Here is a 20,292-nt window from a genome sequence, read left to right on the forward strand (position 1 = left end):
TATGGAAGCAATAGAGGTTTATTACGCCTCTGCCCCAGCCAATGAAATCCCCATCCACACCCTCGAAATCCGAAACGAACAAGCCTACCAAAATGGCGATGCTGATGCCGTCATTCGGCTTGCTGATGGCTTTTATTCCGTTCGTGATGATGGTGAGGAAGGGATTTCTCTGGGGCTTGAGGACGGCAATCTCACTTTCTTTCGCTCCTCTGCCTTTGGGGTTTCCCTGCCGGGCAAAAGCGTGAAAGGGAAGCAGAACCTGCAGTTCCAGATTGATAACGTGACGGGCGAGGCCCGTCATTTTATTGATAAAGCCATGGAAGCCGGAAGCAAAGTCAAAATCATTTACCGCTTTTATCTCTCATCCAATCTATCCGCTCCCGCTAAACCACCGCTTGAGCTCACTTGCGTCAGTGAAAAAGACAACATCCAGACCGTGGCTGTTGTCGCGTCCTTTCATGACTTAGTGAATCGAGCGTGGCCAAAGCGCCGCTATACGCCAGCCGTGGCGCGTGGGCTTAAATATCAGGGGTCGTAATGCAGTTAATGGACTTAATGAACATTCCCTATCAAGACCATGGCAGGGCGCTCTCTGGCGTGGATTGTTGGGGCTTCGTGCGGCTGGTTCGCCATCATCACCACAAGTTGCCAATGTTGGCCAGCTTTGGTGCAGTTTCACCAGACGACAAAACAGGCATGACAGCTGGCTATCAAGCGTTAGTCGGTCAATTTAAGCTGACTCACCCTGTTGATGGTGCGATTGCCTGCCATTTTGTCGGCGACACCTTGGTGCATGTTGGCGTGGTCGTGGACGAGAACGGGCTAAAAGTGGCTCATACCGGGCGAAAAATGGGACGGCCTAGGCTTTCCCGTTTGGCTGAATTTGAGCGCATGGCGCTGATTACGAGGTATTACATAGAACATGAGTATGTTAGTGGTTTACCCGAACAAGTTGGACCGCACCAAGCGTGAGTTTTGTCCTGTTCAGGCAGGGCAAACGCTCAATGCTTGGATGGCCAATAACATCAAAGGCTATTACGTATCGCCGACCCCGCCTTTTTCTTACTTTGTGAACGGGCAACAAAAAACCAGCGAAGATTGGTTCGAGTACCGTTGGCAAAACGGAGACCTGATTGAACTGTTTGCTGAGCCGAAAGATCCCGTCACCGCCGTGATGGCAGTCATTGCGGTTGTTGCAGCAGGCATGGCCATTTATGCCATGAACCAGATCCCGGACAACTTTCAGAAAACTTCCCCGGAAGGCAGTCCGATCTATGACGCAAACGCGCAAGGCAACCGTCCTCGACTCATGGGGATCATTCCTGAGTTGTTTGGCCGTCATAAAACCTACCCCGACATCATCAGCGAGCCCCAATGGTACTTCTCGGATGACGATGAATTTATGATGCTTATGACGGCAGTGAGTGTGGGTGAGGTAGAACTGAGCGGCGATAATATTTATATCGGTGATACGCCCATTTCAAAATACGGAGCTGATATTGATTTTCATGTATTTCCTCCGGGCACCGATGTTACAGGCCACCCGGCACATCAGAACGTCTACACCTCTCGGGAAGTGGGCGCGACCGCTTCCACCGCGGGGATTGAGTTGGAAGGGGCGGTGAACTCTGTTGAAGCGCAAATCACTCGTTTATCGGGTAAAAACATCACGCTATTGACGGAAATTGATGGGTTCATGAGTGAGTTCTGGCCAGATGAATGGGAAGAAAACTCGATCATCGTGCTATCGGGCACGCCCGGGGCCAAAACCGTCTCGGCAGGGGAGGAGAATGGCGGATTTCGCGGTTATTACGCGACAAGTCCCATAGAGTTTTGGTCAACTCATGAAGCACTACACGATTGCCGCTATGGCGACTATATTCGTTACCCCATCTCGTACACTGAGTCACAAAATGGGGCGGCACAAATCGAGTACGCGACGGGGTACATCTCCGATACCTACGTGGTCACTGAAAACGACGTCGAATACTATGCGGTTAGAATCAAGGATGGAAACGGGATGAATATCCCGAACAGTGCCGTTCCTGTCGAAACTCGGCAGCTTCCTTTGCAGTTTTTAGGCAAAGATGATGGCCGCTATAAGATCAGCGAAAAACGCAAAACCAGTGCCACGGTAGAGAAACTTTTCCCCAGTGCGAGTGAAATGGCGTTCCCCGGCTTTACTAACACTGGCGACTTAACGCAGGTTCGGGTGACTGTCGAACAATCCTTGCCGGGCAAACCTGCTGGGCCGCATTATGCTTGCCCCATTTCGGAGGTGACGGACCAAATTTCCGTTGATATCAAGTTTCCTGATGGCATTGGTTACATGAACGACAACGGCTCAGTTTCTAGCCGGGAAATCCGCTTGATGATTGAGTGGCGAGGGGAAGGGGAAAGCGAGTGGAATCAGGTCCCTTTTAAACGCTCGGGGGCGACACGCGATCAAATGGGCAATACCATCACCATCAATCTTGGCCGAAAAGTACGCCCTGAGGTGCGCGTGTATCGGGTGACAGGGGACAGCAAAGATAGCCGTTCCTTTGACCGGATTGAATACAAACGGCTGAAGTCTCGCCTTGAGGCGAACACCAGGTACGATGATTTCACCACCATGGCCGTGCGCATTCGAGGCAGTAACACGCTGTCACGCAACGCTGAAAATCGCTTAGGTGTAGTACCAGTGCGCAAGTTACCCATTCCTGACGGCTTCGGCGGCTGGACGTCAGAGAATTATGCTACTCGCGATATTGCGCCAGCGGTGCGCTACATCATATGCGACAGTGGATTGAGCGATGTGCATATCGGGCAGCATGAGTTGCTGCGCTTACATGATGTATGGAAAGTGAGAGGCGATACTTTTGATGCGGTTTTTACTGACGACAGCACCTTGTTTGAGGTATTGAAAAAGGTCCTCGCCGTTGGCTATGCCGAGCCGACGCTGAACTATGGACAAATCGTTCCGGTTCGAGACGAACCGCGCACTGTGTTTGATTACCAATACCAGCCTGACAACATGCTCGGGAAAGGGCTCGAACGCTCGGGCAAGTTCTTTGATGAAGAAGAGCCAGACGGGATAGAGGTGGAATACTTCTCAACCGAGACGTGGAAACCGGAAACAATCTTGTGTCTTTTACCTGATGACCTTGGCAATAAGCCCGAAAAGGTACGTGCCTTTGGTGTAACGGATGCAACCAGAGCGTGGCGATTTGGGATGCGGATACGCCGCAAAAAGCGTTATCGCCGTTTTCAGTACTCATTCCAGACGGAGATGGATGCCTTTAACTCAAACTACCTTGATTACGTGGCACTGGCTGATGATGTGCCGGGTTACGCACAAAGTGGACGAATGGAAGGCTACGATGTGTCGAATGGCAAAACGGTCGTTACGCTCGATGCGCCGCTTGAGTGGGGAGAAGGGGTGCACCATATCGCGCTCAGAAAACCCAACGGGCGAACATCCGGCCCGTACGTTTGTGACCGTGGACCCAATCCATACCAAGTCACGATCAACGGCAGTTTAGACTTCAAACCCGTTCTCGATGGCTCGATAGAGCCGCCTTTTTGGTTATTTGGCGAAGCAGATAGCTGGTGCTATCCGGCGCTGATTGATGATGTGGCACCGCAAGGAACGGAGCGATGCAGCGTAAAAGCCGTTAATTATGACGTTCGTGTTTACGCTGATGATGATAATGAGCCGGATGAAAACGGGTACCCGAAAGTGGCTTGAAGTTAACGCCATTAAAAAGCCCCTTAACGGGGCTCTTCTAGTCGTTAATCACTGTGTACTCCATATACTCTGGGGTGACAGAGTTGACCATCAGTTGATAATTTCTGAATCTAATGGTCTTAGTATCTTTAGGGTAGATCAGCTCTTGGGTAAATGCTGATCTCGCGTGATTGTCGAATGTGTATTCACGGTAGAGCACATTGATACCATCAGAGCTCAAGCCAGTGAAAATCAATTCGTGGTTTATGTAACCGGAGTCAGAAAGTGGTGTGCTTGTCTCGTGTTTTTCAAATTGCACATTGCTTGGTTCAATGGTGTATTGAGAGCCGCTTCCAACAGGAGAAGTCCAGAAATCACCGGAAACGACAGTTTGGTCCCAGTACCCCGCCTTATCGATGCCGAACAATAGGTGACTACCTGGAATCATCACAATATCGTTGCCTTTTTCGTTTGTCCCTGCGATTTCGTATGCATCACCAGCTTTTCCAGAGAGCCTAAGAGCAACACTGGCTAAACCTCCGGACAGTACAAAAGCCTGTTTGGCTTGATAAGCATTTGACTGGACCAATGTTTTGTAAGCCTTTCTCGTCAGCAACTCTTCGCCAACATAGGCTTTAGTTTTGATTCCAATTTGATAGCTTCTAGAGTCCACATTCTCCACTCTAGAAGGGGTGGTTCTGGAAAAATTCGCCGTCGAAGTGCACCCGGTCAACGCTGTCGTTACAAGCGCCAAAACAAAAAGCCTTTTCATCCTTATAGCTCAACTTACTGTTGTAAAGGACTTAAAAGGTATTCGGATCAATAAGTTTTGTCACTGAAATAGGGGATGTTTTGTGATTTGAATTGCATAGCTATCGTGACGCGTAACGCTAACTTAATTTCATTTCATGTTTTTCAGTTCGTTGTAAAGGCCTGTCAAAAAATTTGTAATCAGCCTTCTTATTGGTTCCGGGAAGAGCCGGGACGCAGCAAGTAAGTCGTGCTCGGTCACGTTATCAAGCTCAAATCTATCTAGCACCATGTCAAGCTCGCTGACATTGAGTGCTTCAAGTATGCGTTCGTATTCACTCCAAGTGATGTCGCGGACGCCTTGCTCAATACGTTTATAAGTTTTCTTACTAATACCAGCCTTTTCGGCTAGTTGCTCTTGGGTTAGCCCCGCCAATCTTCTCCGGTGTTTGATTGCCTTGATCAATGAATCTCGTGACATTCAACACACACAACGGGCCGGATATGGCCATTTTGGTCTTAAAAGGGGTCAAAAAAGGGCACTTACCTTGTCAGACCTGAACAAATGAAATGATATGCGGTACGCGGCACACACATCGAAATTAAAATAATAAAAATATCAATAAAGATAATATTAACATCAAACAGAGGCTAGGTAGAGGTAATAATGAACTCTAAAAAGAAGGTGAGTTTGGATGATATTGAAGCTGGCTTAAATCACTTAAGCTCAATGGCATCTGAACTGAACAACGAGCTGTTGAAGAATGTAGGCAATAGCGCCTTATCAGAGAAAGCGGAGCGGATAGCGTATGTGTCTTGGATGATGACTAGGCTTCTAGATCAAGTTGAGTGATAACACAGGCTGGCATTTGTCAGCCTTTTATCTTTCTAAAGCAAAAATTATGGTTAGAGTCTGCGTCCAAATTGCGTCTAAATAATTATTGAGGTTAATTTTATTTTTATTAAATCATTTAGTTACGTCGGTTGATTCATAATCAAAAAAGAAGAATGTAGGCTGATTATCCTGGTGCATCCGGCGTACCATTGAGAGCTGCAAAAGGTGTATTAGACCATTGCACGCCAGCGCTGGCAACGACTTCGCTGGGCATCAAGCTCAGAAAGGGCAAAGACCATCAAACGGTTATACACCCGACTCGCAGCGTAAAACCTAGCGAAACGGTGACAACAACTGTTCCATCTCAAGTTTATGCAAAATCTCTATTTTGCGATGGGGGTGGCTGAAGGTGCGATAAAGCATTGCTTCGGCGACCGTGTCTGCGCTGACGGGTGTCCAGTTGTGTAGCCGGCCGCGTAGCAAAGGTGTGATTGGTCGCATCAGGCATTGCAGCCATTTTTCGTCTTGGCGCTGCTGCTCGCGCGCTCCCAGCAAAGGGCCGGGCCGGACGATCACCAGTTGTTCAAACGCCATCTGCATCAACGCATTTTCCATCTGTCCTTTGCACTTTAGATAGTGGAACGGAGAATGTGCATCTGCGCCCAAGCTGGAGACGACGGCCAACTTGGACACGCCAAGCACCTTCATGCTTTGTGCTACATGGCAGACAAGTTCAAAGTCCACCTGGCGCAGTTTTGCCCGGCCGCCAGCTTGCCTTCGCGTACTGCCCAAGCAGATAAAACCGATGGTGGGCCTTGGTAAACTCTCATCCCAAGCGGTAATTTTGAGCTCAGGGTCGAGCAGTAAATGTACCTTGTCATTGCCAGTATGCGCGACTTTTGGCGGCCGGCGGCTTAAGGCGTAGACGGTGCCAATCGCGTCATGCTGCAAAATGTGCTGAAGTAGCCTTGAGCCAACCAAGCCAGTCGCGCCAGCAATGATTACGCAGTGATTGTCCTGATTGATACTCATCGTTACTCCTAATTGATTCGCTGCTCATAGTGTTCAGCAAGTCGTCTTTACTATCATTAGCTTAGCGCTGGCGATCCGCTGTCGCTAGAGGTTACACTAGGTCACTTCTTTTTTCCCGTCAGTTTAAGACAGAGGACGTCATGTTAGATCAACAATTCGCCGCGCAAATTCAACACATTATCGACAACAAAACCAAGCCGCTTGGCGCTCTCGGCCAATTGGAGACAGTGGCGTTGCAACTGGCGCTCATCCAAAGTCAAGGCCAAAGCCAAGTGGCGGTGCAGATTGAACTGCGCAAACCGCAAATGTTGCTGTTTGCTGGTGACCACGGCATCGCGGATGAAGGGGTTAGCATCGCGCCCAGCGCAGTGACGCAGCAGATGGTGCTGAACTTTCTGGCTGGTGGTGCGGCGATCAACTGTTTTTGTCGCGGCAACGATATTGAACTTACGGTCATCGACTGTGGCATTTTGTATCCGGTGACGCAGACAGCACCCAATTTACTGTTGCGTCGCTTGGGCGAGCGAACGCACAATTTTGCTCAGCAAGCGGCGATGAGCCTTGAGCAAGTCGAACAAGGTTTAAGCAATGGCGCAGAGATTGTTAAGCAGCGCTGCATGCTCGGGGCGGATTTGTTGATGTTTGGCGAGATGGGCATCGCCAATACCAGTTCGGCAGCAGCGCTGCTGAGCGCGCTGTCTGGACACGAAGTGGATCACTGTGTCGGTAAAGGGACCGGCATTTCCGCAGAGCAGTTGTCATTGAAGATCAAACTGGTGGCACAGGGCGTCGGTCGCTGCTATGAGTTGCCCATAAAAGAAGTGCTGGCGCAAGTGGGCGGGTTTGAGATTGTCACTATGGTGGGGGCATTTTTGGCCGCTGAGCAGCATAAAACGCCAGTATTGGTCGATGGTTTTATTGTTTCGGTGGCCGCTTATATTGCCACGCTGCTGGAGCCAAACGTACGAGATTACTTGCTGTTTGCCCATCGCTCAGAAGAGCAGGGGCACCAAATCGTGTTGCAGCTGTTAGACGCACAGCCGCTGATCGACCTCGGTTTGCGCTTGGGAGAAGGCACTGGCGCCGCGCTGGCGTACCCATTGGTCAAAGCGGCGGCACAGTTTTACAACCAGATGGCCAGTTTTGAGAGTGCAGGAGTCACGGTGTAAATGGCGTTTCTTCGTTACCAGTTCGAACTGTTTTGTCTGGCGCTGAGTTTTTTCAGCCGCTTGCCAGTGCCAGCCAACACGCCGTATTCCCCCGAGCGAATGAATCAATCTGGGCGTTATTTTGCCTTGGTTGGTGCGTTGCTTGGTAGTTTGTGCGCGCTGTTTTACACCTTGGCCGCACAACTTGTGCCGTTTCAGGTGGCTATCTTGTTGATGATCGCTTGCAGCTTGTTGCTGACCGGCGCGTTTCATGAAGACGGACTCACCGACATGGCGGATGGCATTGGCGGCGGTATGACAGTAGAAAAGCGCCTCACCATCATGAAAGACAGTCGTATCGGCACTTACGGCAGTGCAACCTTGACCATGGCACTGCTAGGTAAATTTGTCTTTCTCACCACATTGGCTCGCCAAGCGGATTTTGTCCTGATTCTCATCGTTGCTTATACCTTAAGCCGAGCGGTGGCGGCGTCGCTGATTTATGATATGCCTTACGTCAGTGATGCAGACCAGAGTAAGAGCAAACCGCTTGCCAGCGCACAATCCTCGTTCGATCTGGCGGTATTGCTCTTTTGTGGTGTAATAGCGGCCCTGACCCTGGGCATGGCGAAAGGTTTGTTGCTGCTGCTCGTTGCTGCGCTATTTCGTATCGGCTTTAAGCGTTGGTTGATGGCGCGGCTTGGCGGATTTACGGGGGATTGCCTTGGCGCTGCGCAGCAATTGATGGAACTTGGGATCTATCTAGTGCTGATTGTGATGATCCATAACGGTTAAGGCGGTAAATGAAAGCATTAATACTCGGCGGGGCTCGCTCAGGGAAATCGTCTCACGCGGAAGCGCTGGTGCGCAATTGGTGTGAGCAAAGCGCTGGCACGCTTCACTATCTGGCCACGGCGGTGCCGTTTGATAATGAAATGAGCGAACGGATTGCGCATCACAAAGCGCAGCGTGGCAAAGGTTGGCAAGAGCACGAAGCGCCGCTGTTGCTAGCAGAGTATCTGGCAAGGTTCGAAGCGCAAGATGTGGTGCTGATTGATTGCTTGACGGTGTGGCTCAATAACTGGCTGTTTGAACTGGCAGAGCAGGCGGATAACGCGCAGCTCGAAGAGAAAGTGGCGCAGCTTTGCCAAGCGTTAATCGCTTGTCCGGCAAGCGTGGTACTGGTGTCCAATGAAGTGGGGTTGGGCGTGGTGCCGATGGGTAAAGTGAGCCGCCTGTTTGTCGATAATGCCGGGCGAATGAACCAGCGGCTAGCGCAAATCTGCCAGCAAGTAACACTGGTCGCTGCCGGATTGCCACTGGACTTGAAGAAGGCTGAATGACATGTCTAGTAAAGAGATTTATCTGCTTCGCCACGGAAAAACCACTGCGCCGCCGGGCCTTTACGGAGCCAGCGATGCAAAAGTAGACCCCAAGATGCAACACGCGATAGCGAGAGCCTTGTGCGAGCAGCTAACGCAAGAGCAAATCATTCCGCTCACTCGGATTGTCACGTCTCCGCTGAGCCGTTGCCGAGTGTTGGCTGAGCAGGTCGGTAGTTTGCTCGGCACACCGCTGGTGGTTGACGGTGGCTGGCGAGAAATGGCCTTTGGCGAACTCGACGGGCGGCCATTTGCGCAGCAAGATTACCCGTGGCCTTTACTCAACGCCTTTTCGCGCGACCCTGCCCACACCGAACTGCCCGGGGGAGAGCGTCTGGCTGATTTTCAACACAGAGTGATTCATGCTTGGTCGCAGATTGTCACCTCACAAGCTGATAAAGTGTTAATCATCACTCACGGCGGCGTCATTCGCCTTATTCTCGCCCACCTTTTGGGTGTAGACTGGCGAAATCCTCATTGGTATCAACGTTTAACCATTGAAAACGCAAGCCTGACGCACATCAGCTTGTTCACCGATAGCGACGGGGCCTCTTACCCTACGGTGAAAAGCATTGCGCTGCCGCTGCGGCTCAGGGACGAACAGACAAAGCAAATTCGTAATAAAGACAGATTTGATTAAGGAAAACAGCATGACAGCGCCAAGTTGGGATCTCACCATCGCTTACGCCGATCTAAGCGATGAACGCATCGAACAAGATATAGAGCTGATCGAGCAATGCATTAAATTGCTCAAAACCCAAGCTTCGCAAAAAGAAGTGGTCAGCGTAATGCAAAACGCCATCGTCACTAAAGAAGCGGCAGGCCGTTTACTTTCAACCATTTATACCTTTGCCAACTGTCACACGTCAGTCGATGTGACCCATGCCGAAGCGAAAGCACTCGTTGGCCGAATGGCCAAACTCAGTTCAGAAATGGATCAAGCGTTTAGCCCGTACGAGTTGGCCTTAATGCACGCCGATGACGATTTCATCGTTGATGTTTTAGAAAGTGATAATCCAGATGTCGCTTCACAGGCGTTCGCGATTGCGCAGTTGCGTAAGTTGGCGGATCAAAGCTTGAGTGTGGCACAAGAGCAACTGCTCTCAGCAATGGCAGTGGATGGCCGTGACGGTTGGGGACGCTTATACGACAACCTGACAGGGACGCTGAAAGTCAATCTTAAACTGGCAGACGGCCAAGAGCAGACCCTCGGCTTTTCTCAAGCCGCGGCGATTTTATATGGCTCGGACTTCGCGCGTCAGGAGAGCGCGTGGCGCGGTATTCAACAAGCAATGGCGACGCATCGCGAAACCTTTGCCGCGATCTTAAATGCGCTTTCCGGTTGGCGTTTAACCGAGTATCAAAAACGCTCTCACCAGCGCGATATTCACTTCCTTGAACCCAGTTTGTACAGCAGTCGTATTCAGCCGCAGACGTTGGAGACCATGATCTCGGTGACCAGACAAAATCGCCACGTGGGTCAAAAAGCAGGCGTATTAATGGCGAAAGTGCATGGTTTAAACGAGATGAAGCCGTGGAATCATCTCGCCGCCATGCCTGATTTTTCGGGAGAAGCCAAGGTCTATAGTTTTGAAGAAGCGATTGAGGTGATCCGCGCGGCGTTCGCTCAAGTCGATCCTGAGATGGCAACGTTTGTCGACATGATGGTCGAAAATGGCTGGATTGATGCCGCTCCCGGCGACAACAAACGCTTGGGCGCTTATTGCACAAAACTTGCGGCGACCCGAACGCCTTTGGTGTTTATGACGTGGGCGGGCAGCCGTTCCGATCTGATGACGTTGGCGCATGAACTCGGCCACGCGTTCCATAATTGGGTGATGCGAGATATGCCCTTGTGTCAGACCCGTTACCCAATGACCTTGGCCGAGACCGCGTCGATTTTTGCTGAAAACATTGTGCAGGACTACTTGATTGCCAAGGCGCAAAGCGACGAAGAGAAGTTGGAAATGCTGTGGGAAGAACTCTCGTCTGCGTTGGCGCTGATGATCAACATTCCGGTGCGCTATGAGTTTGAAAAAGCCTTTTATCAGCAGCGCACTGACGGCGAACTATCGGCCGATGAGCTGTGTGCGTTGATGAGCAGCACTTGGCAAGAATGGTATGGCGAAGCGATGTCAGAGCCCGATCCCTATTTCTGGGCCAGTAAGTTGCATTTCTCGATTTCTGATATCAGTTTTTACAATTACCCGTATCTGTTTGGTTACTTGTTCTCCAAAGGCATTTACGCCCAGCGCAGTGAAAAAGGCGAGCAGTTCTATCAAGACTATGTCTCGCTGCTGCGTGATACAGGCTCAATGATGGCGGAAGCCGTGGTGTTTCAGCATTTGGCGATGGATTTAACTCAAGACGAGTTCTGGCAAAAGAGTATTGATCTGATCAGCGCCAAAGTGGATGAGTTCGAGCGTTTGCTGGCAAAAGTGTCGCAGTAAGATAACTTGATCCAGCTATAACGAAAATGGTTAGGGATGTGATAGAGTTCGCTCCCTAACGTATTGTTATTGTTCAATAAGAAGTAAGCTTTTTGTAGTTGCATATAAAAAGAAAGTATGATTTGCCTGTTTTGCACTCATTTTATTGATTCGTCTTCATAAGTGGGATCCTAGCAACATAAATCATCAAAACATTTTATTAACATACCGCCGTGCAATTAAGGAGTAACGCATGACGAATTCTCTGTTTCGCCAATCGTTTTTGTTAGACACCCTAGATATGCAGCAGGCCGTTGATGCGCAAACAACGACGCTGCCAAGTGGGGTGCAACTTAAGCTGCATCAGCGCGGTGTGTTAGAAGTCATTCCGGCCAGTTACACCGCCAGCAGCAAAAATATGATTATTTCGACTGGGATCCACGGTGATGAAACGGCGCCGATGGAGTTGGTCGACAAGATCGTTCGTGACATTGAAACGGGATTTCAATCAGTCAAAGCACGTTGCTTGTTTATCATTGCTCACCCAGAAGCCACCAATGCCCATACGCGATTTATTGAAGAGAACCTCAATCGCTTGTTTGACGACAAAGATTACCCGATGAGCAAAGAGCTGGTGATTGCCGATACGCTGAAAATCTTGGTGAAAGACTTTTTTGCGGATACGGACGAAGAGACGCGTTGGCATCTTGATTTGCACTGTGCGATCCGCGGTTCGAAACACTATTCGTTTGCCATCAGCCCGAAAACTCGCCATCCGACGCGCTCCAGAGCGCTGGTGGATTTTGTCAACCACAGCCATGTGGAAGCGCTGCTGCTGTCCAATTCGCCATCCAGTACCTTTAGCTGGTTCAGCGCGGAAAACTACTCAGCGCAAGCGTTGACTATGGAACTGGGTCGCGTGGCGCGTATCGGTGACAACGACCTCAGTCGCTTTACCGCACTCGATATTACCCTGCGCGATCTGGTTGCTGACATGACGCCTGAACATTTGCCAAAACCAGCAGTGACTTACCGCGTCAGCCGCACGATTGTGCGTTTACATGAAGATTTTGCCTTTAGATTTGATGACGATGTGGAAAACTTCACCTCGTTTATGCATGGCGAAGTATTTGGTCATGATGGTGACAAGCCACTGATGGCGAAAAATGACAATGAAGCCATTGTCTTCCCTAACCGCAAAGTGGCGATTGGACAACGTGCAGCGCTGATGGTGTGTGAAGTGAAAACGCGCTTTGAAGATGGGCAGCTGGTTTACGATTAATCTGCTCGCCAGACACGCAGAAGGTTTATTTTTGAAAGGCTTAACGTTACAGTTAGGCCTTTATTATTTTGCGCCGCATTTGGCCTGATTATCATGGAATTTCACCAGCTTATTGACCACAAACAGCAGCGCTGGCAAAAAACGCTTATCTTGGTTGCCTTGCTTCTGCTCCTCCTTTCGGCCATCTATCTGATGGTGGGTGAAGTTTTCCTCTCGCCATTCTCTACACTTTCAAGTTTCGAGGTAAAACTGCTGGTGGATTTACGCCTGCCAAGACTCATAGCGGCGCTGGCAATTGGTGCCGCGCTAGCGGTTAGCGGCGCGACCTTGCAAGTGTTGCTGGGCAATGTGTTGGCTGAGCCCGGCGTACTGGGCATCTCGGGCGGGGCCAGTTTGGCGATGGTGATCGCGATGTTTTTTCTCCCCGCTATGCCAACGCCAAGCGTATTCATGATTTCAGCTATTTTAGGAGCGCTGGTTTTTACCTTGTTGCTGGTCGGCATGGCGAGGGCGATGCTTCTTTCTACCTCGAGAATGTTGTTGGTTGGGGTGGCGCTTGGCATTCTCTCTGGCGCAGCCGTTACGTGGGCATTCTACTTCAGCGATGATTTGAGCCTAAGACAACTGATGTACTGGTTGATGGGCAGTATTGGTGGTGCCAGTTGGCATCATCATCTGGTGACTTTAGTGCTTTTGCCTGTGCTGCTCTGGCTCTGTTCACAGGGCAAAGTGCTCGATAAACTGATGCTGGGCGAAACGCACGCTGCGCAGCTTGGACTGGATGTGCACAAAATCCGTTGGCAACTGATTCTGGCGGTGTCGGTATTGATCGGCTGCGCCGTGGCGCTTGGAGGCATCATCAGTTTTGTTGGTCTGGTAGTGCCGCACCTTTTGCGTTTGGCATTTGGCAGTGAAAACCGCTTCTTGCTGCCGTTATCCGCGTTGGCTGGGGCTGCTTTGCTGGTATTCTCGGACATTGGAGCGCGCACCTTGCTCGATTCGGCCGAGCTGCCGCTGGGGGTGCTGACCACCACCATTGGCGCTCCGGTTTTTATCTGGATGCTGCTAAGGAGCCAAGATGCAAGTTAACCACATCGGCGTCGGGCATCGGCTTCTCCCGCTCTCGTTTCAATGCCAAGCGGGGGAAAAAGTCTATCTGGTTGGGCCAAACGGCTCAGGCAAGAGCACCTTACTTTCTGCGTTATCTGGCGTTTTGAGTCGGCGTGATGGCGGCCAAGGCGAAGTGCAGCTGGGTACGTTGAGTTTGCTGACGCTGCCGCTGACCGAACAGGCGCGCTTTCGCGCCTATTTATCCCAGCAGGCCAAACCAGCGTTTCATATCGATGTCTATCAAATGTTGGCGCTCTCTTTACCCGCCGGGTGCAAACCCAGTGATAGCCATGTCAAGCAGGCTATTGCGCAGCTTTCTGCGTTATTACAGCTTGAAGATAAACTGCATCGCCGCGTGCAGACGTTGTCGGGCGGGGAGTGGCAACGCGTGCGTTTGGCCGCTGTTTGTCTGCAAGTCTGGCGTGATCTCAACCCTTTTTCGCAGCTTTTGCTGCTTGATGAGCCAGCCGCGCCGCTGGATGTTGCGCAAGAAAAATGGCTCTATCAATTGATCGATGTCATCGCAGCGCAGGGCATTACGGTGGTGGTCGCTAATCACGATCTAAACCGAGTCTGCCAGCATGCCGACAAAGTCCTGCTGCTTAATCAGGGTGTGATGGAGGCTTATGGCACGCCAGAGCAGGTGATGACGGTTGAGCATCTGCAAAAGGTGTTTCGCACCTCAGTGAAGAAAGTGATGGTGGACGATAACCCCTATCTGATTTTTACCTGAGCCTATCTGTTTTTTACCTGAGCCTATCTGTTTTTCACCTGAGCATCGAGACGAAAAACCCGCGACCATGCGCGGGTTAGTTGAGCGAAAAACTGAGCGGTGATTAGGCTGTCAACGCGCTGAGATCGGCTGGGCGGTAGTAAACCGATTTCAGCACTTTACCTTGGCGAATGGTTTTGCCTTCGCTGACAAAATCTTCGGCACACTTGGCAATCAAGTAATCGCCTTTTTGCACCGCCATCAGCTTCACGCCTTGTTCAGCGTAGAACTTTTCGGTGTCAGCGTATTCTTGCTCGTTGCGACACACTTTGCTCATGTTGCTTGAATGCACTTCATCCCAGCAGGGAATGAAATCAATGCCACGGTTTTTTGCCACGTTAAGCAGCAGATCAATCAGGTAGCTGATGGCGAGATTGTCTTCAACCTTCGCTTGACCAAGATGCACCAGTCTGCCCATTAACACATACACTGAATCGACGATGGCATCAGCCTGCTCTGTTTTGCTATCTGCTTCAGCGAGCTCTGTCATCTCTTCGATGATCAAAGAGGTATGCAGAGTGTCCGCTTTGTCGTCGAGGCTTTCAGGCGAAGCGACTGGCAAATCGAAGGTGCTGCGAAACTCGCTGATGTCGCGGTACAGGTGGTCAAAAATCTCTTGGGTCAGTTGAGACAAATACATGTGCTTTTCCATTGGTTTTTACTAAGCGCGAATGATACCAGAGCGAACCGGCAAGCTCTACCCTAGGCTCATGCTAGCGCGGGTTTCGTCTGCGTATTGGTAAAACCATCTGCTTAGTTAAAGCATCTGCTTAATGAAAGCCATCGCTTACGAAAAGAGATACGGAAACAGTTGTTTACGCTGCTCTGGCGTCAACGCTGAAACGCGCGCGATGTTGGTGTGCGGAATCGCTTCTGGATTGGGATAGTGACGCAGCACTTTCTCCATGCTCTCTTCACGGATCAGATGAAAAATCGGGTAAGGAGAGCGATTGGTGAGGTTTTCGTCATCTTCCGGCTGCGCGCCGCCGAAACAGTAATCGGGATGGAAGGTCGCCACTTGAAAAATCCCTTCCCAGTCTTGCTGTTTGATTAGCGCCTCCACCCAATCAATGAAAAAGTTGTAGTCCCAGAAATCTTCCAGCATGTTTGGCACCACCACCAGCGTGGTCTCCAACTCGCTCGGTTCGCTTTGATCCAATTCGAGCAACTGAGTGAGAATGTCTTGCAGCAGCGTTTCTTCGCTGTCAGCGTCACTGACGTGAATTTTGATCTGTTGATTGCGTTGCGGTTTGGCTGCGAAAGGGCAGAGATTGAGACCAATCACCACATCATCCAACCATTGGTTCACTTGCTGTTTGATTTCTTGAGTTGAGCGCTGTGTCATTGTCGTTATTGCTTTGGAAAAATGGGCGCCAAGTATAGCGATACCTAGCGCGAAAACCTACTTTTCTGATAGCGCTACTTTATCCTCTAGCATGGCGTACTTGGGTTTGCGCAGTTTCACGATCACGGCAATCAGCAATGCGTACAGTACCAGCGCGCCGTAAGTCACGCCCGGCCATTGCCAGTGTTGCCAGCAATAGAGCAGGAGAAATCCGCCCAGACTGCCGCCGACGTAGTAGTGCACCAGATACATCGCGGTAGCGGTGGCTTTGGCTTTGTGCGCTTTTTGTCCAACCCAGCCATAGGCCAAGGTGTGGGTAAAAAAGGCACCAAAAGAGATCAGCACCAAACCAAGCAACATGGCAAACAGGTGCTCAATTGAGGCAATCAACATCCCGCTCAAACTGATGACCGCGCCAGTTAACATCCCTATTACCGGGTGAAAGCGCTGGTTCCATTTTCCCGTGTATTTTGAACTCACCGTGCCGCCGAGATAACAAAGGAAGATCAACGAGGCAAGACCGACGGGCAAATTATGCGGTTCGGAAACCAAGCGGAAACCCATCACCGAGTAGAGATTGACGAACAAAGCGAAGTTGAGACCGCCAATCAGCATTGCCAGCCATACCCGAGTGTGACGCAAATGCTGAACGATGGTCTGGTTGTGTTGCCACAAGGTGTGCTTGCTGGCGGTGAAGTTTTTTTGCGCCGGAAGCAGTAAGCCAACGGCGAACACACCAAGCAAAGTAAACGCCAGCATCACTTGAATGGCGGTGGTGGTGCCAAACCAATCCGACATCAAACCGCCGCTGATCCGGCCGCTGATGCCACCCAGCGAATTCGCCGCAATGTAGCCGCCAATGGCATGGCCAAAGGCGCTTGGGCTGAGTTCTTCTGCCATGTACGCCACCGCCACGGCGGCAAACGCCGCGAGAGCAACACCCAGTAAGGCGCGGCAGGCAACGACAAACAGAAAGGAGTCACTAAAGAGCAGCGCGGCGCTGCACAGTGGAATGGCAAACAGGCCAGAGAGCATGACGCGGCGACGGCCAATTTTTTCGGACAATACGGCCATCGGTACAAGGCTAAAAGAGAGGCCAAGCGTGGTGGCGGCGAAAATCCAGTTGACCTGCGTTTCTGAAACGGCGTATTCGAGTGCCAGTTTTGGCAGCATGGGTTGGAAAAGATACAGATTGCAGAACACCAAAAAAGAGCCCAGTGCGAGTGCAAAGGTAATATGTCGATACTGTTTGCTGCCAAGGTCGTACATCTCTAATCTCATCCACCTGTCGATTTGTGAGCACAGTATCAGTCGTCTCATGATAAACAAAATATATTAAAAATATGATAACGATATATTTTTGATCTTCATGGAATCGAAACAACTCAAACAATTCGTCGCGGTGGCAGAGCATCGCAATTTCACCCGGGCCGCCGAAGCGCTGCACATCGCCCAGCCAGCGCTAAGTGTATCCATTAAACGCTTAGAGCAAAGTTTAGGCGTGACGCTGTTTAAGCGAGAGGACAAACAGATCGCGCTGACCACAGAAGGGGAGACGCTCTACCAGCACGCCAAACGGGTTGTACAGCAGTTGCACGACGCCGAACTCGCCATCAACGAGCTGAAGGGATTGGAAAAAGGGGAAGTGCGTCTTGGCGCGCCCAGCATGATGGGCAGCTATTTTTTTCCGGAGATCTTGATGGCTTTCAAAAGCCACTATCCCAATCTCAAACTGACCTTGATAGAAGCGGGCACGCAGTCGATCCGGCGTATGCTGCTTGAAGGTGAACTCGATATTGGCGTGATCACCGAAAACGATCTGCCGGAGGATTTGGAAACCGACCATCTTTTTTCTAGCCAAATGATGGCGGTGGTTGGCAGCGAGCATCCGCTAGCGGAGCGCACCTCGTTAAGCTTTGCGGAGTTTTTCCGCCACGAGTTGGTGATGTTTAAGTCGGGCTATTTCCATCGAGATTTCCTCGACCATTTCAGCGCCCAGCATGGGATTGAAATGCAGTATTCGTTTGAAACCAACTTGCTGCCGCTGATCTTAAAAATCGTCAAACGGGAGTTTGCCATCACGGCGCTGCTGGAACTGGTTACTGAACACGAAATTGGCATCAAAGGGGTGCCGTTTGATCCACCTGTGACGCTCAACTTGGCGCTCGCTTGGCGTCGCGGCGGCTATTTGTCGGTGGCGGATCGCACTTTTATCGAATTTATCAAGCAGTACGTTTAGCTTTTATACATACGCTCAAAGTTGCTTGGGTTCCAGCCAATCATCAGACGATCACCGATTTTCAGCACCGGAACCGAGCGCGCCCCAATCGCGTCGAGCTCTTTTCTGCCGCGCTGCATTTTGGCATTACACAAACGGTACTGAATGCCTTTACTATCGAGATAGCGCTGTGCGTCTTTACAGTGAGGGCATTTGTCTTTGATGTAGAGGACAACTCGTTTCATGTTTTGCTACCGATGCAAGGAAAAAGGGGCGCAAGTGTAGCCAATTAATCGCGACGGGAAAAGAGCCAACGAGAAATGCGATGAATCAAGGCGTCGAGTCGGGTAAACTAGCGCGCTTTGTTTGGCGCTACGTTTCAGTGGCACGAGAAACCAAGGGTAGAGCAATCTTGCATCCGTCACTTCGTTATATTCAGGGATATCCTGCCTACATTGTTGAACCAGTGAGCAAACTTATCGACACGGGCCGCTTAATCGGCTGGTTTGATCAGCGTTACCCAACGCGCCACGATATTCGCAGTGAAAAAGCGCTGTTTGATTACGCGATGGCGATAAAAAACCAGTTTATGAAGAAAACCGGACCGATCAGCAAGGTGGTTTACGACGCTAAGATCCATCTGATCAACAATGCGCTCGGGCTACACAGTGTGATTTCGCGTAACCACGGCGGCAAGCTAAAGTCGAAAAATGAGATCCGCATTGCCAGTGTTTTTAAAGACGCGCCCGAGCCGTTACTGCGTATGCTGGTGGTGCATGAGTTGGCTCACATCAAAGAAAAAGAACACGATAAGGCGTTCTACGCGCTCTGCTGCCACATGGAACCGGACTATCATCAACTGGAGCTCGATGCTCGTCTCTTTATGATTTATCTCGATCTCAAAGCTCAGGAAAAAAAACAGTCATGACCAACAAGCGCCAAACAGTTCGAGCTCAGAGCAAGCCCGCAGAGAAGCAGATACCCTCGTCGGCCAGTGTCGATTTTGCCAAAATCAGTCGTGCAGGATTACATCAGCGCAACCAACATCGCGGGCGATACGATTTCAAAAGGTTGACCGCCGCCTTACCTGCGTTGGCTCCTTTTGTGCTACACAATCCCAAAGGGGAGCAGAGCATCAACTTTGCTGATGCCAGCGCGGTGAAAATGCTCAATAAAGCGCTACTGTGCGCCTATTACCAGATCCAACACTGGGATATTCCGCCCGGTTATTTATGCCCGCCCATCCCCGGGCGCGCTGACTACATCCACCGTTTGGCTGAACTGCTAGAAAGTGAAAATGGGGCTGGTGATTATCCGCATGGCAAAGTCAACGCACTGGATATCGGTGTCGGCGCGAACGCCATTTATCCGATCATTGGCATTCACGAGTATGGCTGGCACTACACTGGCAGCGACATTGATCCGAAATCCGTGCAGTCGGCACAACGGATTGCCAAATCCAATCCGATGCTGGCTGGCCAATTCGTTGTTAAACGGCAAGACAATCCGCAATCCATCTTTCGTGGTGTGATTGCGCCGGGGGAACGTTACGATGTCACCACCTGCAATCCACCGTTTCACGCTTCGGCGCAAGAGGCGGCAATGGGTTCACAGCGCAAACTGAACAACCTCTCAGCTAACCGATTGAAAAAAGGTGTCAAGGCAAAAGCGGGCTCACAAAAATTGTCGCAAAACAACCCTATACTTAACTTCGGAGGTCAAAATTCTGAATTGTGGTGCGATGGTGGAGAATCCTCCTTTTTACGCCGCATGGCCAATGAAAGCCAAGGATTTGCCAGCCAAGTATTGTGGTTTAGTACGCTAGTCTCAAAAAATGACAATGTGAGACCTTTACGTAAACAGTTGGAAAAATTAGGTGTACGCAGTATTCGTGTCGTCGAGATGAGCCAAGGACAAAAAATCAGTCGTTTTGTCGCTTGGTCGTATATGGATCGGCAAGAACGAGGAGAGTGGGTTAAGTTGAAGTGACGTCAGTGTTTGGCTTTGCGTCATTGACCAGCGAAAACGAATAGGTTGCGTAACAGGAGGGCATGCGATGGATTTTGAAATTTATCTACCCTGTCAGCCAGATTGGCTGTGTGAAAGCTTCCTGAGCGTTTTTACTGTCCTGCTTTTGGTTGGATTGGTGGCGTTTATTCGAATTATCTATCGTGAATACCGCACCATAAAGCGCAAAAGTCAGGTGAGAAAACTGCGCGATACGCACCGCAAAGACAGGTATAAAATCCGCAATTCCACATCAAGACGTTAGCCTAAACC

Annotated in this window: 23 protein-coding genes; 16 read left to right on the forward strand and 7 right to left on the reverse strand. The window is 50.5% G+C overall.

Translation table 11 applies throughout. The features are described from left to right. Position 1 precedes the first annotated feature (1 nt). From I3X05_RS06810 to I3X05_RS06820, 3 genes are read left to right on the forward strand one after another with little or no spacing between them, the layout of a single operon-like run. Complete coding sequence (locus I3X05_RS06810) at positions 2 to 538, forward strand: DUF1833 family protein (protein ID WP_337971067.1); 537 nt, start codon at positions 2 to 4, stop codon at positions 536 to 538. Further along, positions 538 to 972, forward strand: a complete 435-nt coding sequence (locus I3X05_RS06815) for a phage tail protein (protein ID WP_337971068.1) — start codon at positions 538 to 540, stop codon at positions 970 to 972. Before I3X05_RS06810 ends, I3X05_RS06815 begins: the two co-directional genes overlap by 1 nt. Continuing rightward, complete coding sequence (locus I3X05_RS06820; protein ID WP_337971069.1) at positions 923 to 3,730, forward strand: host specificity factor TipJ family phage tail protein; 2,808 nt, start codon at positions 923 to 925, stop codon at positions 3,728 to 3,730. Before I3X05_RS06815 ends, I3X05_RS06820 begins: the two co-directional genes overlap by 50 nt. A gap of 37 nt (positions 3,731 to 3,767) precedes the next feature. Here the strand turns inward: I3X05_RS06820 and I3X05_RS06825 are convergent, their stop codons facing one another. After that, complete coding sequence (locus I3X05_RS06825; RefSeq protein ID WP_226980030.1) at positions 3,768 to 4,382, reverse strand: hypothetical protein; 615 nt, start codon at positions 4,380 to 4,382, stop codon at positions 3,768 to 3,770. 228 nt (positions 4,383 to 4,610) lie between these two features. Beyond that, positions 4,611 to 4,925: a helix-turn-helix domain-containing protein gene (locus I3X05_RS06830; RefSeq protein ID WP_337971070.1), complete on the reverse strand. Its 315-nt coding sequence runs from the start codon at positions 4,923 to 4,925 to the stop codon at positions 4,611 to 4,613. 201 nt (positions 4,926 to 5,126) lie between these two features. Here I3X05_RS06830 and I3X05_RS06835 point away from each other — a divergent pair, with 201 nt between their 5' ends. Continuing rightward, the gene (locus I3X05_RS06835; RefSeq protein ID WP_039436254.1) at positions 5,127 to 5,312 is read left to right on the forward strand and encodes a hypothetical protein; all 186 of its coding nucleotides are present in this window, start codon (positions 5,127 to 5,129) and stop codon (positions 5,310 to 5,312) included. Between the two features lie 315 nt (positions 5,313 to 5,627). Here the strand turns inward: I3X05_RS06835 and I3X05_RS06840 are convergent, their stop codons facing one another. Continuing rightward, on the reverse strand, positions 5,628 to 6,326 hold the full coding sequence (locus I3X05_RS06840; RefSeq protein WP_337971071.1) for an NAD(P)H-binding protein: 699 nt from the start codon (positions 6,324 to 6,326) through the stop codon (positions 5,628 to 5,630). Positions 6,327 to 6,466: 140 nt separating this feature from the next. Here I3X05_RS06840 and cobT point away from each other — a divergent pair, with 140 nt between their 5' ends. From cobT to btuD, 8 genes are all read left to right on the forward strand, one after another. Further along, complete coding sequence (gene cobT / locus I3X05_RS06845; protein ID WP_193166635.1) at positions 6,467 to 7,495, forward strand: nicotinate-nucleotide--dimethylbenzimidazole phosphoribosyltransferase; 1,029 nt, start codon at positions 6,467 to 6,469, stop codon at positions 7,493 to 7,495. After that, a complete protein-coding gene (locus tag I3X05_RS06850) occupies positions 7,496 to 8,269 on the forward strand; it encodes an adenosylcobinamide-GDP ribazoletransferase (protein WP_045571558.1) in 774 nt (257 codons plus the stop codon). Between the two features lie 8 nt (positions 8,270 to 8,277). After that, complete coding sequence (gene cobU / locus I3X05_RS06855) at positions 8,278 to 8,817, forward strand: bifunctional adenosylcobinamide kinase/adenosylcobinamide-phosphate guanylyltransferase (protein WP_193166636.1); 540 nt, start codon at positions 8,278 to 8,280, stop codon at positions 8,815 to 8,817. Position 8,818: 1 nt separating this feature from the next. Beyond that, positions 8,819 to 9,496: an alpha-ribazole phosphatase family protein gene (gene cobC, locus I3X05_RS06860; RefSeq protein ID WP_193166637.1), complete on the forward strand. Its 678-nt coding sequence runs from the start codon at positions 8,819 to 8,821 to the stop codon at positions 9,494 to 9,496. Between the two features lie 10 nt (positions 9,497 to 9,506). Next, on the forward strand, positions 9,507 to 11,306 hold the full coding sequence (locus tag I3X05_RS06865; RefSeq protein WP_337971072.1) for a M3 family oligoendopeptidase: 1,800 nt from the start codon (positions 9,507 to 9,509) through the stop codon (positions 11,304 to 11,306). Positions 11,307 to 11,538: 232 nt separating this feature from the next. Beyond that, positions 11,539 to 12,567: a succinylglutamate desuccinylase gene (locus I3X05_RS06870; protein WP_045571562.1), complete on the forward strand. Its 1,029-nt coding sequence runs from the start codon at positions 11,539 to 11,541 to the stop codon at positions 12,565 to 12,567. Positions 12,568 to 12,660: 93 nt separating this feature from the next. After that, a complete protein-coding gene (btuC, locus tag I3X05_RS06875; protein WP_337971073.1) occupies positions 12,661 to 13,656 on the forward strand; it encodes a vitamin B12 ABC transporter permease BtuC in 996 nt (331 codons plus the stop codon). After that, positions 13,646 to 14,410 (forward strand): vitamin B12 ABC transporter ATP-binding protein BtuD, encoded by a 765-nt coding sequence (gene btuD, locus I3X05_RS06880; protein WP_193185003.1) that lies wholly within the window; start codon positions 13,646 to 13,648, stop codon positions 14,408 to 14,410. The genes btuC and btuD overlap by 11 nt, the downstream gene beginning before the upstream one ends. A 103-nt stretch (positions 14,411 to 14,513) precedes the next feature. On the opposite strand, the gene I3X05_RS06885 is transcribed toward btuD, so the two are convergent. The 3 genes from I3X05_RS06885 to I3X05_RS06895 all read right to left on the reverse strand — a co-directional run bounded on the left by I3X05_RS06885 (position 14,514) and on the right by I3X05_RS06895 (position 17,063). Continuing rightward, positions 14,514 to 15,089 (reverse strand): nucleoside triphosphate pyrophosphohydrolase family protein, encoded by a 576-nt coding sequence (locus tag I3X05_RS06885; protein ID WP_045571565.1) that lies wholly within the window; start codon positions 15,087 to 15,089, stop codon positions 14,514 to 14,516. Positions 15,090 to 15,236: 147 nt separating this feature from the next. Continuing rightward, positions 15,237 to 15,794: a DUF1415 domain-containing protein gene (locus I3X05_RS06890; RefSeq protein WP_045571566.1), complete on the reverse strand. Its 558-nt coding sequence runs from the start codon at positions 15,792 to 15,794 to the stop codon at positions 15,237 to 15,239. Between the two features lie 57 nt (positions 15,795 to 15,851). Beyond that, positions 15,852 to 17,063, reverse strand: coding sequence for an MFS transporter (locus I3X05_RS06895; protein ID WP_045571567.1), 1,212 nt, complete (start codon positions 17,061 to 17,063; stop codon positions 15,852 to 15,854). A gap of 100 nt (positions 17,064 to 17,163) precedes the next feature. Between I3X05_RS06895 and I3X05_RS06900 the strand changes: the two genes are divergently transcribed. Then, a complete protein-coding gene (locus I3X05_RS06900) occupies positions 17,164 to 18,033 on the forward strand; it encodes a LysR family transcriptional regulator (RefSeq protein ID WP_337971074.1) in 870 nt (289 codons plus the stop codon). Here I3X05_RS06900 and I3X05_RS06905 read toward each other — a convergent pair. Further along, positions 18,030 to 18,257 carry a glutaredoxin family protein gene (locus I3X05_RS06905; protein WP_039426194.1) on the reverse strand — a complete coding sequence of 76 codons (228 nt, stop codon included), beginning with the start codon at positions 18,255 to 18,257 and terminating at the stop codon, positions 18,030 to 18,032. The two genes, I3X05_RS06900 and I3X05_RS06905, sit on opposite strands and share 4 nt — an antisense overlap. Before the next feature lie 167 nt (positions 18,258 to 18,424). Here I3X05_RS06905 and I3X05_RS06910 point away from each other — a divergent pair, with 167 nt between their 5' ends. The 3 genes from I3X05_RS06910 (at position 18,425) to I3X05_RS06920 (ending at position 20,284) form a co-directional block, all read left to right on the forward strand. Then, a complete protein-coding gene (locus I3X05_RS06910) occupies positions 18,425 to 18,940 on the forward strand; it encodes a M48 family metallopeptidase (RefSeq protein ID WP_193157445.1) in 516 nt (171 codons plus the stop codon). Next, positions 18,937 to 20,001 carry a 23S rRNA (adenine(1618)-N(6))-methyltransferase RlmF gene (rlmF, locus tag I3X05_RS06915; protein WP_337971075.1) on the forward strand — a complete coding sequence of 355 codons (1,065 nt, stop codon included), beginning with the start codon at positions 18,937 to 18,939 and terminating at the stop codon, positions 19,999 to 20,001. The genes I3X05_RS06910 and rlmF overlap by 4 nt, the downstream gene beginning before the upstream one ends. A gap of 67 nt (positions 20,002 to 20,068) precedes the next feature. Further along, a complete protein-coding gene (locus I3X05_RS06920; protein WP_045571571.1) occupies positions 20,069 to 20,284 on the forward strand; it encodes a hypothetical protein in 216 nt (71 codons plus the stop codon). Positions 20,285 to 20,292 lie beyond the last annotated feature (8 nt).

The sequence above is a fragment of the Vibrio navarrensis genome (assembly GCF_015767675.1).
In the GTDB taxonomy this organism is placed as follows: Bacteria; Pseudomonadota; Gammaproteobacteria; order Enterobacterales; family Vibrionaceae; genus Vibrio.

What these genes read in the sequence shown, in the direction of transcription:
- cobT (WP_193166635.1), top strand. Translation starts at nt 6,467, where the DNA reads ATGTTAGATCAACAATTCGCCGCGCAAATTCAACACATTATCGACAAC.
- I3X05_RS06920 (WP_045571571.1), top strand. Translation starts at nt 20,069, where the DNA reads ATGGATTTTGAAATTTATCTACCCTGTCAGCCAGATTGGCTGTGTGAA.
- btuC (WP_337971073.1), top strand. Translation starts at nt 12,661, where the DNA reads ATGGAATTTCACCAGCTTATTGACCACAAACAGCAGCGCTGGCAAAAA.
- rlmF (WP_337971075.1), top strand. Translation starts at nt 18,937, where the DNA reads ATGACCAACAAGCGCCAAACAGTTCGAGCTCAGAGCAAGCCCGCAGAG.
- I3X05_RS06870 (WP_045571562.1), top strand. Translation starts at nt 11,539, where the DNA reads ATGACGAATTCTCTGTTTCGCCAATCGTTTTTGTTAGACACCCTAGAT.
- I3X05_RS06820 (WP_337971069.1), top strand. Translation starts at nt 923, where the DNA reads ATGAGTATGTTAGTGGTTTACCCGAACAAGTTGGACCGCACCAAGCGT.
- I3X05_RS06815 (WP_337971068.1), top strand. Translation starts at nt 538, where the DNA reads ATGCAGTTAATGGACTTAATGAACATTCCCTATCAAGACCATGGCAGG.
- I3X05_RS06840 (WP_337971071.1), bottom strand. Translation starts at nt 6,326, where the DNA reads ATGAGTATCAATCAGGACAATCACTGCGTAATCATTGCTGGCGCGACT.
- I3X05_RS06890 (WP_045571566.1), bottom strand. Translation starts at nt 15,794, where the DNA reads ATGACACAGCGCTCAACTCAAGAAATCAAACAGCAAGTGAACCAATGG.
- I3X05_RS06835 (WP_039436254.1), top strand. Translation starts at nt 5,127, where the DNA reads ATGAACTCTAAAAAGAAGGTGAGTTTGGATGATATTGAAGCTGGCTTA.
- I3X05_RS06895 (WP_045571567.1), bottom strand. Translation starts at nt 17,063, where the DNA reads ATGTACGACCTTGGCAGCAAACAGTATCGACATATTACCTTTGCACTC.
- I3X05_RS06885 (WP_045571565.1), bottom strand. Translation starts at nt 15,089, where the DNA reads ATGTATTTGTCTCAACTGACCCAAGAGATTTTTGACCACCTGTACCGC.
- I3X05_RS06900 (WP_337971074.1), top strand. Translation starts at nt 17,164, where the DNA reads ATGGAATCGAAACAACTCAAACAATTCGTCGCGGTGGCAGAGCATCGC.
- cobC (WP_193166637.1), top strand. Translation starts at nt 8,819, where the DNA reads ATGTCTAGTAAAGAGATTTATCTGCTTCGCCACGGAAAAACCACTGCG.
- I3X05_RS06850 (WP_045571558.1), top strand. Translation starts at nt 7,496, where the DNA reads ATGGCGTTTCTTCGTTACCAGTTCGAACTGTTTTGTCTGGCGCTGAGT.
- cobU (WP_193166636.1), top strand. Translation starts at nt 8,278, where the DNA reads ATGAAAGCATTAATACTCGGCGGGGCTCGCTCAGGGAAATCGTCTCAC.
- I3X05_RS06905 (WP_039426194.1), bottom strand. Translation starts at nt 18,257, where the DNA reads ATGAAACGAGTTGTCCTCTACATCAAAGACAAATGCCCTCACTGTAAA.
- I3X05_RS06810 (WP_337971067.1), top strand. Translation starts at nt 2, where the DNA reads ATGGAAGCAATAGAGGTTTATTACGCCTCTGCCCCAGCCAATGAAATC.
- I3X05_RS06865 (WP_337971072.1), top strand. Translation starts at nt 9,507, where the DNA reads ATGACAGCGCCAAGTTGGGATCTCACCATCGCTTACGCCGATCTAAGC.
- btuD (WP_193185003.1), top strand. Translation starts at nt 13,646, where the DNA reads ATGCAAGTTAACCACATCGGCGTCGGGCATCGGCTTCTCCCGCTCTCG.